Source organism: Bacillus sp. MYb209 (assembly GCF_002975175.1).
Classification (GTDB): domain Bacteria; phylum Bacillota; class Bacilli; order Bacillales; family Bacillaceae_G; genus Bacillus_A.
Genome location: NZ_PCNZ01000003.1, coordinates 387,940 through 397,925 on the forward strand (window position 1 = coordinate 387,940; position 9,986 = coordinate 397,925).

7 protein-coding genes and 2 pseudogenes are annotated in these 9,986 nt (G+C 34.6%); 1 reads left to right on the forward strand and 8 read right to left on the reverse strand.

The window, feature by feature from the left end:
- Nucleotides 1–204: 204 nt before the first annotated feature.
- From CQZ94_RS09080 to CQZ94_RS09105, 6 genes and pseudogenes are all read right to left on the reverse strand, one after another.
- Nucleotides 205–1,605 (reverse strand): homocitrate synthase/isopropylmalate synthase family protein, encoded by a 1,401-nt coding sequence (locus CQZ94_RS09080; RefSeq protein WP_105585124.1) that lies wholly within the window; start codon nucleotides 1,603–1,605, stop codon nucleotides 205–207.
- A complete protein-coding gene (locus CQZ94_RS09085; protein ID WP_105585125.1) occupies nucleotides 1,602–2,666 on the reverse strand; it encodes an alpha/beta hydrolase in 1,065 nt (354 codons plus the stop codon). Before CQZ94_RS09085 ends, CQZ94_RS09080 begins: the two co-directional genes overlap by 4 nt.
- Nucleotides 2,667–2,680: 14 nt before the next feature.
- On the reverse strand, nucleotides 2,681–3,118 hold the full coding sequence (locus tag CQZ94_RS09090; RefSeq protein ID WP_088099184.1) for a DUF441 family protein: 438 nt from the start codon (nucleotides 3,116–3,118) through the stop codon (nucleotides 2,681–2,683).
- Between the two features lie 15 nt (nucleotides 3,119–3,133).
- Nucleotides 3,134–4,000, reverse strand: a complete 867-nt coding sequence (locus CQZ94_RS09095; RefSeq protein ID WP_105585126.1) for a HesA/MoeB/ThiF family protein — start codon at nucleotides 3,998–4,000, stop codon at nucleotides 3,134–3,136.
- Nucleotides 4,001–4,013: 13 nt separating this feature from the next.
- Entirely contained in the window at nucleotides 4,014–4,862 is an 849-nt protein-coding gene (locus CQZ94_RS09100) for a HesA/MoeB/ThiF family protein (protein ID WP_105585127.1), read from the reverse strand.
- Between the two features lie 650 nt (nucleotides 4,863–5,512).
- A pseudogene (locus CQZ94_RS09105) lies at nucleotides 5,513–6,002 on the reverse strand (Rpn family recombination-promoting nuclease/putative transposase); the annotation flags it as partial.
- Nucleotides 6,003–6,562: 560 nt separating this feature from the next.
- On the opposite strand from CQZ94_RS09105, the gene CQZ94_RS09120 reads away from it, so the two are divergent.
- Nucleotides 6,563–7,774 carry an IS110 family RNA-guided transposase gene (locus CQZ94_RS09120; protein WP_105585129.1) on the forward strand — a complete coding sequence of 404 codons (1,212 nt, stop codon included), beginning with the start codon at nucleotides 6,563–6,565 and terminating at the stop codon, nucleotides 7,772–7,774.
- A gap of 334 nt (nucleotides 7,775–8,108) precedes the next feature.
- On the opposite strand, the gene CQZ94_RS09125 is transcribed toward CQZ94_RS09120, so the two are convergent.
- On the reverse strand, nucleotides 8,109–9,278 hold the full coding sequence (locus CQZ94_RS09125; RefSeq protein WP_105585130.1) for a ClyA family alpha-helical pore-forming toxin: 1,170 nt from the start codon (nucleotides 9,276–9,278) through the stop codon (nucleotides 8,109–8,111).
- Nucleotides 9,279–9,540: 262 nt separating this feature from the next.
- Nucleotides 9,541–9,986: pseudogene (locus CQZ94_RS09130) on the reverse strand (hemolysin); the annotation flags it as partial.

The following is a 9,986-nucleotide window of genomic DNA, read 5'->3' on the forward strand; positions in this document are numbered from 1 at the left end:
ACTTGCATTTACATCTCTGTCATGACCAAAAATAGTTATTTTTTGTTTTCCCGTCCAGTACCCATCATAGATAAGTTCACCAAATAATTCATGGTTTATTTTTTTCATATTATAGAAAAAAACACAGAACTTACGTTCTGTGTTTTTTAATTTATATACGCACGAACTAACTGTTGCTATCTTCAATCAATACACACGCATTTTTCATGAATTTTTCTCTAGTAAACTAGAATTATAATTAGGTGCTAGTACGATATTCGTATAGGTTCCTGTACCCGAAAGGTACTTGTATCTATGTTCTAAACCGGCTGGAATAAAAACGGATGCAGGGCTCTCAATGATTTGAGATTCCCCTTCAATTTCCACTTCACATATAAGGCCTATACCATCTATTTTGTTCCCCCAGAAAATAAAAGCACTATCACAATGATGTGCATGAACATCTACATGTCCTTCTAAGTTATCCTCTATATGTGCATCGTAAAATACACGCTGTATCACATAAAATGATGCTCGTTCATCAGTTCTATAATCCATCTGTACCCAACGTTCTCCTGGACCATCTCGATGATATAAAAGCTCAGATGCTCCCTTTACAAATGGTTTACTAACTCGCAAAGACTTTGAAAGCCTAGACCCTTTTCTCTCTATGCGTTTTTGTTGTATGTTCCTTACTCTTCCTATCATTTCAGGTTGAATACTCTCGTATGCTGAGTAATTCTGCTGAACAGCTTTCATATGATAGGGTGCGGTATGGGTAAATACATTATTTCCAATAATTGGTCTCCAATGATCTACTTTACAACCAGTAGCTAATTGAAGAGATTGAGTTAATTCAGGGATCATCTGTAGTTTAAAGTACGGATGATTACGCTTTTGAGATAATAAAACGGATAAATTTAGCAGGTCCACAATCCCGGCACGTTCACCTATTCCGCACAACGTGGTATCAATAACAGATGCTCCTGAATCGATTGCTGCAAGAGCATTTGCCATGGCTAATCCTAAATCATTATGAAGATGAACTTCAATCTCACAAGGGAATGTCTCAACGGATTTCTTCACGATTGTCGCACACTGACCTGGCTCCCAAATTCCTACAGTGTCTGCTAAACTAATTCGATCTGCTCCAGCTATATGTGCAACTTGTCCAATGTAGGCGATATCTTCCCATTCCGTTCGTGAAGCATCTTCAATAGTAAAACGGATTTTCATTCCTAAAGATTTTGCTTCTTCAATAGCTTGTTTCACCTGATTAATAACATAATCTTTTGATCGATTGGTATACTTTGTTTGTAAAGAAATAGGATTAATAGACGCCCAGATTCCTATCCAATCGGCACCAGCACGAAAAGCCGCATGAACTTCTTCTTTTTTCGCTCGAGCATGCATAAGTATTTCGGCGTGCTTTGCAGATGCTGCAACTTCTTGGCAAATCTCTTCTTCTTCTTCAGAGATGCCAGGGTGTCCAACTTCAATAAAACTTACTCCAAAATCCTCTAACATGTGAAGTAGTTTAATTTTGTCTTCCTTGGAGAAACGAATACCACATTGTTGTTCTCCTTCACGTAAGGTAGCATCTAATATTGTTAAACCCTTTTTCATTCCTGTTTGCCTTCTTTCGCCTCTATAAAGTTTAATGTTTGTTCGAATAGGGTATTACGATTCTTTTCATAAACAGCCCAGTGTGTTGCATCGGGGATTACTACTTCTTTCTTTTGGTTTGTACCTGTTAATTTTGACATCATATTTCGGTCTGCAAATATGTCATCTTCACCATAAATAACAAGTACTGGGGCGGTAATTTTAGATACATCATATAGAGGCTGATTTTTCCAAATATAAAATAAATCTTCAAGTGGACCAACTGGTCGACGAATCGTTTGATTATTTTTCTTACTCATAGGATCTGAATCAATAAAAACTTGTTTTACGGCATCCATTGCTTCGTTTGTAACAATTTTTTTATTTCCCATCATCATATGCCAATGATGCATTCCTTTATCAAAGTCCACCATCTGATAGGCTGATGCTTCAGGATTAAATTGATTAGCTTGTAATGGATTTTCAAGAGGTTTTGTCATCATAGGAAGCGTGAATCCATGCATATATCCGTATAACATCAGTTTATTAATATCTTGTGGATGGGATATCGCATAATTTCCGGCCACAACGCCTCCATATGACCATCCAACAATATGAATTTTTTTTACGTTTCTCTTCTTTTTAATCCAATTTACAATTGTTTCTAGATCCTTAGTTGCATCATTCAAATGAATAACCGGACGGTTTTGGGCAGGGGAATCTGACATTTCTTTAGGGCGAGAAGAACGACCAAACCCTCTGAAATCCATAGCCCAAGTATCATACCCTTTTTGGGCATACTCATCCATCCACGAAAATTTTGGTACATCAAATGCTTGAGCTGTAGGTACACTAAATGGTTCTAAAAATAAGATAATTTCATCAGATGTATACTGTTTTTTATTATTTAAGTTTTTATGAAGTAAAAATAATTTTTCTTCACCTTGCTGAATTTCTAATTCTTGTTTTACCACTTTAGAAGTTTGATCATTTTGAGAAGTTTCTTTGATATTAGAACAACTAGACATAAGTATTATCACAAAAATCCCTACTAAACTTATATGTTTCCATTTTATCTTCATTTAGAATATTCCTTTCATTTCATAGAAATAATAGCTATTATCCCTGCCGCAATAATTAATCCGGCTGGTAACCCTTTTGTAAATAATACAGCAATAAGAGTACCTATTAAGACACCTAACAATATCGTAGGATTCATAGGTAGAACTCCTACACCTTTTCCTCCTATGTATGACACAGTAAAACCTGCTAGAATGGATCCTAATCCGATAGGAGAGGTAATTAATTTTATTACATTTTCACTTGTAATTTTTCCAGATGTAATTGGTACTAAAAGGAATAACATCAGAAAGAAAATACCAATTGGAAAAGAATATTGTTGAATAAGATGTAATAAAGTTTTTTGTCTAACAGCAAGTACAACTCCTAATAAACAAGCCGCACCAGCTAGGGCATAATCCTTTATAAGCAGGGCGAGTGTCACAATAATTCCGAGTAACAAAAAAGGAAACATATTCTTTTACCTCATCTATAGTGTTTTATAATCCCAACTACCATTTTCCGGTACAGAAACTTGTACCATATTCTGATCTGCAAGGTTAATTTGAATTAAATTTGGACTTATTACAGGTTTTAGTTCTTCTCGATTTATCATAAATTTAAATGCTTCAAAGCTTGCTAGAATGCCTACCATATTCGCAACAGGAGACAGTACCGCCCATGGGCGATTTTTTTGTACATAACTATTTGCCCAGTTCTCATCCGCGCCGTACGTGACAGAATGAAGAGCACGCCCATCTTTTAATTCATGAATTTTATCTTGTATTTCTGTTGTTAGCTCTTGTTGATAAGACGGATATCCTAACGCAATTTCATAGGGTGTAGAGTCAGGAGTAAAAGACATGACGCCACCTCTAAATGGAGGCGTAACCGCAATCCAAATAGAAGGAATTCCTAAGGTCTGAGCTGTACGATGGATAATTACTCTTGCTACTAAATTATCAGTCGCATCTATGATGACATCTGTATTTGTTAGAAGTTCCAATGCATTGTCCTCGGTAACAAATTCTTTTGTTATCTCTACTTGTAATAATGGATTAATGTCTTGCAAAATTTCTAAAGCGACCTCAGCTTTTCGCTGTCCTAATTTACTGATGGAACTTAGCATTTGTCGATTGATATTACTTGCTTCAAATACATCTTGATCAATAACATGCAAAGAACCCACACCCATTCGCGCCAATTGGATAAGTGTAATTCCGCCTACGCCCCCTGCTCCAACTACAGTAACTCGAGAATTTTTTAATTTCTCCTGCTCCTCTACAGAGATAACACCAATATTTCGCGTAAAACTTTCTTCATATATATTTTGCATATCATTATTTTTTGTTAACAACTTGTATTCCTCCTTACAGTGTTTTATAATCCCATCCACCTTTTGGGACTTCTTTTACTTGAACCGGGATATGACTATCTAAATCTATTACAATGCCTTTAGGCGCTCTAGCTAAAGGTTCACGACCAGTTAAAACTTGTATTGCTTCATGAAAACTAAATAGTGACAATAGATGAGCACGCATCGGCGTGATAATCCATCCTGCTTTTCCATCACAAAAATCTTGCGCCCACTCTTTTGGTGCGCCTTTCTCCACAGAATACCAAGCTCGACTTTTCTTTATATCAGCAATCTGTTTTCTTAATTCTTGATTTGTTAATTTGCATCCGACACTTGAGATATTTAATGCTTCTTCATAAGGAATTCCGGTTGGGAAAAATGTAGAAACAAATCCTCGTGTTGGTGGGCTACCTGACATCCCGACACTTGGTATACCCAATTCCCTAGCTGTTCTATGTATAATAACTCTTGAAGGCATATCATCGACGGCTTCTACTACAATATCGTGCCCTTTTATAAGTTCAATTACATTATCCTCGTCTACTCTTGTTTGTATAAAATTTGTTGATATATAGGGGTGTATATCTTTTACAACTTGTTCTGCAACCTTTGCTTTTGGTTCACCTAAAACACTAGAAAGCGCTAACATTTGTCTGTTAATATTAGAAACTTCAAATTCATCGGGATCAACACCGGTAATATGCCCTATTCCCATTCGAGAAAACAAAATTGCTTCATATCCTCCTACTCCCCCTAGTCCAAAAATAATGACCCTCTTATCTCGAAGGCATTCTTGTTCCTGTTTAGAATAAACCCCTATATTCTTCTTAACCATTTCCCAATAATATGCATCCATATCCATTTTAAAATCTCCTTTCTATGTAGTAACCATTTCAAGAAACATTACTTACGAAATAACTTCTATATATAAAAGTAAAATAGACTTATGTCATTTTTGTGTGTTATTTGCGAAAAATGTGAAAAAACTTTTAATTCTTACTTTTTACTTCTATTTTTAGAATTGAGGTGTCAATCATGCGAAGTTTAGGGGCATTAGAAAGAAACTTAAAAACAACGATTATAGAACGGCATGATGTAAAAGAAATCCTTTATGAGTTCCTTTTTCTATGCAAAATAAAAAAGCAGCGAATTTGCTACTTTAAGAATAATCTTTCATCATTTGTTCTTTCATATCTAATTCATCTTTGTACATCAAAGCAAGTGCCCATACTGTAACATAGTACGTTTTTTGCTAATAGAATTGTTTCTTGCGCAATTCTTACTGACAAACCATTTAAAATCATCACTTTCTTCACCAAACATAAATGAAAGTTTCTCTAAAACGTCCTGTCTCCCTACGGGGCGTTTTTTATTTCTCAACAAAATTAACTGAATATTCAATTTGTTACACTGTTATTCTCAATGAAGCTCTGATAAAATATGAATTACATAACGAAATACCCTTATTTGACACCTGTGCCTCCCCGTACAGGTTTTTTTTAGTTCCATGCATTATAATAATATCTTTCGAATCTCTTCTGTACTTAGACCAGTGAATTTTGCAATGTCTTCTAAACGCATACCATTCTTATGCATACCACGAATTAATTGTATCTTTCCTTGTTCAATCCCTTCCTCTTAAACCTTCTTCACGAGCATGTGCTATTAGAAGTACTTTCTCGCGAGCTTCATACGCTGTCCGGAAGGAGGAGTCATGACTCATATTCTCCCATGTATTCATTGCCTTTTGTAAAATTGGGTCTTGATTCATTGCAATCTCCTCCAATGTTTGAGTTAAATGCTCATCTTCGTGTGCTGGTAATAATAACATCCAATGAGCAAATGTATTTTCCCACGGGTTTACTTTTTCTTCACGCCATTGTTTTACCAATTTCGGTATCTCAACAAAATGAATTTCAATGTCGTCACTTAATATTCGTTACATTTTTGTATTCCATAATTGTCCGATGGTATAAAATGCGTCATCCTGAGGAAACTGAATCGCTGTATATATTTGAAAGAATTAAATATTGGAGATTATTACGCTTGTAGTTATGAAGATTATATCTTCATAACCAATAAGAGGATTTATTATCTTTCTATGCAATTTCTTACGTTTCTTTTTTTCTTTTTTCTCTCTCTTCCTTTCTTTAGCAATCTCCTGTAAATCCGCTTTCTATTGTCTTATTAAATCTTTCTTTCGCATCGAATCGTGTTCCCCTTGAATTGAATTAATCACCAAAGAGTTATATACACTTTTTTAATCAAATTGTCTATCTTATTCATATTATTTTTTATTCTGTAATTTATATATAACAAAGAAAACATACTAAGATTAGTAGTGCAGACCAAGGCATTGGTTCGCACTACTATTTTTTATATAGTAGAAGTGAAGAGAGGGTCGTGGGTGCTTTGGGATCCTGAATCCGTAAAAAAAACTGACCTTCTTCACTTACCTTATTTGAATCAGTTTTTAGTATGTTGGTCCTCGAGATCGTGTATAAGAAATGGGAATCGATAAGTGTAAGTTGAAGACTTCAATTCCACCTGAGGAGGAACTATATGAAACACGTAATTGCATTTGATGTCAGTATGGGTAAAAGTTATATGGTAATTTATAATGCACAAAAACAATGTGTATTCGAAAGTGAAATCAAGCATTCTAAGCCTGATTTTGAAAAACTACAAGAAAAGATACATAAGCTTACAGATGAGACTGGTGAATCACCTGAAATTGTGTTCGAAGCAACAGGGATTTATTCCAGACAGCTAGAACGATTTATGCAAGATAACCAGTATACATATTGTTTATTAAACCCATTAGAAGCCAAACTACAATGTGATTCCTTACGGATTCATAAGACAGACCGAAGCGATGCACACCGATTAGCTCTCACTCATTTTACAGTTACCCGAAGGGTATCTACTGGAACTGATAACTTATTCTATCAGTTAAAATCTCTTTCTAGATTATATAGCGAACTGGATGGTGAATTATCGATGATTCGCAGCCGTATGCATAAAGTAATCCAATTAACATTTCCAGAATTGGAAAGAATGTTTACCAGTAGATCTGATTTGTTTTTAAATTTTGTTCAACTATTCCCCCACCCAGATTGTGTTTTAGGTCTTTCTAAAACCATTATAAAAAATCGTATTCGTGCCAACACCAATAAAAAAATATCAAATATTACGGCGGAGAAAAAAGCGATTCAGATACTTGAAATAGCGAAAACTTCCTATCCTGCTGTTTCTAAGAACGATGTTCTGTGTGATCAACTCAAATTATACGCAAGGCGCTATCAAGAGCTTCTTCACCAAAAAGAATGCTGTATTAACAAGATGGTGTATGTAGCCGAGCAACGTGCAGAATACGATATCATTCGCAGTCTTCCTGGGATTGGGCCGAATACTGCCGTACGCTTGATGGCTGAAATAGGAGATATTACTCGTTTTAATAATAACAAGCAACTTAATGCATTTGCTGGCATTGATATACGCCGTTTTCAATCAGGTAAAACCTTTTTTAAAGATAAAATCAATAAACGTGGAAATAAACATTTGCGGAAGCTCCTTTTCCTCATCATCCAGAACATGATTAAACAACGACGTTACGGACAAAATCACATTGTTGAGTATTACGATAAATTAAAAACGCAACCTTATAACAAATGTCATAAAGTTGCGTCCATTGCATGTGTAAATAAGTTATTGAAGCTTCTCTTCTACCTCATTACACATAATATGTACTATGATTATCGATTAACCGCCTGAAACCATAGTTTCATTCATCACACCATATCTGCCCCCTATTAAAAAATGGACACATATTAGGGGTATTTGGTTTGCATTCTAATTGACTTAAAATCTCTGACATTTGATCAATTAGAACTCTAAAAAACAGTTGACTAATCGTAAGAAAAGCACCCGTTATGGGCGCTTAACTTTTTTCTATCTTCAAAAATAAAGTCAACATCATCATCTTCATTAGTACTTTCAATAACAACGTCATTCCTACTTTCTATTGAAAGTTTCGGCTTTTGTTTTCTATTTAAAGTTCACCATACTCATTTTCACTAAAATAGTTTCAAAATTTTTCATTGAATATTTATAATACTTTTAAAAGATTTGAAAAAGAACCGATATTTCTTGATTTTTGTGGAGTGACGGGTTGCACTTTTAATTCTTTTAACCCTTCTTTTAATGTGACCGCATCTGTTCGTAATGTTTTCCAACTGTCTTTCGCTGCATTCAAGTTAAGTGCTAAGAATTTAAATTTGTTTTGATCCGCTTTTTGAGATGCATTATCAATATGTCCCAGTACTCCCGAATATTTAGAATCTAAATCATGCCATTGCGTGGACATATAAGTAAGATTATTAATAGCTTTATCAATTGCACTATGCATCTCACTAATATTATTAAATGCAACTCCAACTACACGATTTAATGTTATTTTATAATCTACAGTCTGACTTAATTTTGCTAATTCCGGCTCTAACCAGCCTAACTTACTTCTTGCATCACCTATCATTATACCACCAGCAATCAATGTAGGAATAAATGGGACCTTTACCATGTCCAATCCCTTAGATTCTATGCCTTTCTGATAGTTTATTTCCGCTAAAACTTCATTTAGACGCTTTTGATCATCCTCAACCGCAGCTCCTTGGTTTTTTAAAATCGACTGCAAGAGATCTTTATCGCTTCCAAATGCTCTAACATCTTGTCCAATATCTTCTTTTAACTTAGTTAATTCTTGTATTAATTGTTTTGCATACTCTTCGTTTTTTTGAATTTCAACTCGTAAATCTGTAATCCCTTTTTTTAAAGTATCTCCATTCCCTGTATGAATCGCCTCTACTAATGTTTCATAATAATTGTTAAATTTTGTATCGTATTCAATAATGCCTGTCAATGTATCTATCAGTTTTCTTTTTACTTGCGTATCCCATGTAACAGCATGTGCTCTTGCATTCTTTTGATTTTGTACAATTTTAATAGGTAAATCTGCATACCCATTAATAATAATCCCCTCAAAATTTACATCTGGATTATTAATTAACAAACAAGAATAGTCATTCATAGATTTTGCAAATAACCCAGCATCCTGCAAAGCTTTTTTCATCTTTTCTTCATTTGCTGAAAGAGATATATCTCCATTATTAGTTTGTTCAATTCCACTTGCAAAAGTTGCTACTGGTGTGACTGCATAAGTGGTTGTCATAGTTAAAAATGTTGATACAGCGAGTAGTTTGTAAGGGATTTTTTTTATCATTTCATACTCCTCCTATATAGGTTTTGATTTTCAGTTCATTTCTTCTTTAAAAGTGATGTCTTTCAAAATTTTTAAAAGTAAGCAAAATTGCACGATTATCTTGGCATTTGGATGAAACTTATATAAAAATGAAAGGCGAAGTCTTTAATGAGACTCCGCCTTTTTGATGTATAAGGAATTATTAGTTGTTTTATGACTATTTAACAATGTAATCATAGATTCTCTATGCTTTGCGTCACTTCGCAACAGAACTAATATTTCCCTATTTTTGCGGGATAACAGGTTCCACCTTTAATTCTTTTATCCCTTCTTTTAATGTGACCGCATCTGTCCGTAATGTTTTCCAACTCTCTTGAGCTGCATTCAAGTTAGGTTTTAAGAATTTAAATTTATTTTGATCAGCTTTTTGAGATGCATTATCAATGTGTCCCAGTACTCCCGAATATTGAGAATCTAAATCATGCCACTGCGTGGACATATAAGTAAGAGCATTAATAGCATCATCAAGCGCCTTATGCATCTCACTAATATTATTATACGCAACTCCAACTACACGATTTAATGTTACTTTATAATCTACGGTCTTACGTAATTCTGCTAATGTAGGTTCTAACTTGCCTAAATTATCTTGCGCTACACCAACTATTATCCCACCAATAATCGGTAGGCCCAAAATGGCACCCTTCATTACATTAAATCCATCAGATT

Coding starts and splice junctions, on each gene's coding strand:
- CQZ94_RS09080 (WP_105585124.1), bottom strand. CDS start 1,605: ATGAAAAAGGGTTTAACAATATTAGATGCTACCTTACGTGAAGGAGAA.
- CQZ94_RS09085 (WP_105585125.1), bottom strand. CDS start 2,666: ATGAAGATAAAATGGAAACATATAAGTTTAGTAGGGATTTTTGTGATA.
- CQZ94_RS09090 (WP_088099184.1), bottom strand. CDS start 3,118: ATGTTTCCTTTTTTGTTACTCGGAATTATTGTGACACTCGCCCTGCTT.
- CQZ94_RS09100 (WP_105585127.1), bottom strand. CDS start 4,862: ATGGATATGGATGCATATTATTGGGAAATGGTTAAGAAGAATATAGGG.
- CQZ94_RS09120 (WP_105585129.1), top strand. CDS start 6,563: ATGAAACACGTAATTGCATTTGATGTCAGTATGGGTAAAAGTTATATG.
- CQZ94_RS09125 (WP_105585130.1), bottom strand. CDS start 9,278: ATGATAAAAAAAATCCCTTACAAACTACTCGCTGTATCAACATTTTTA.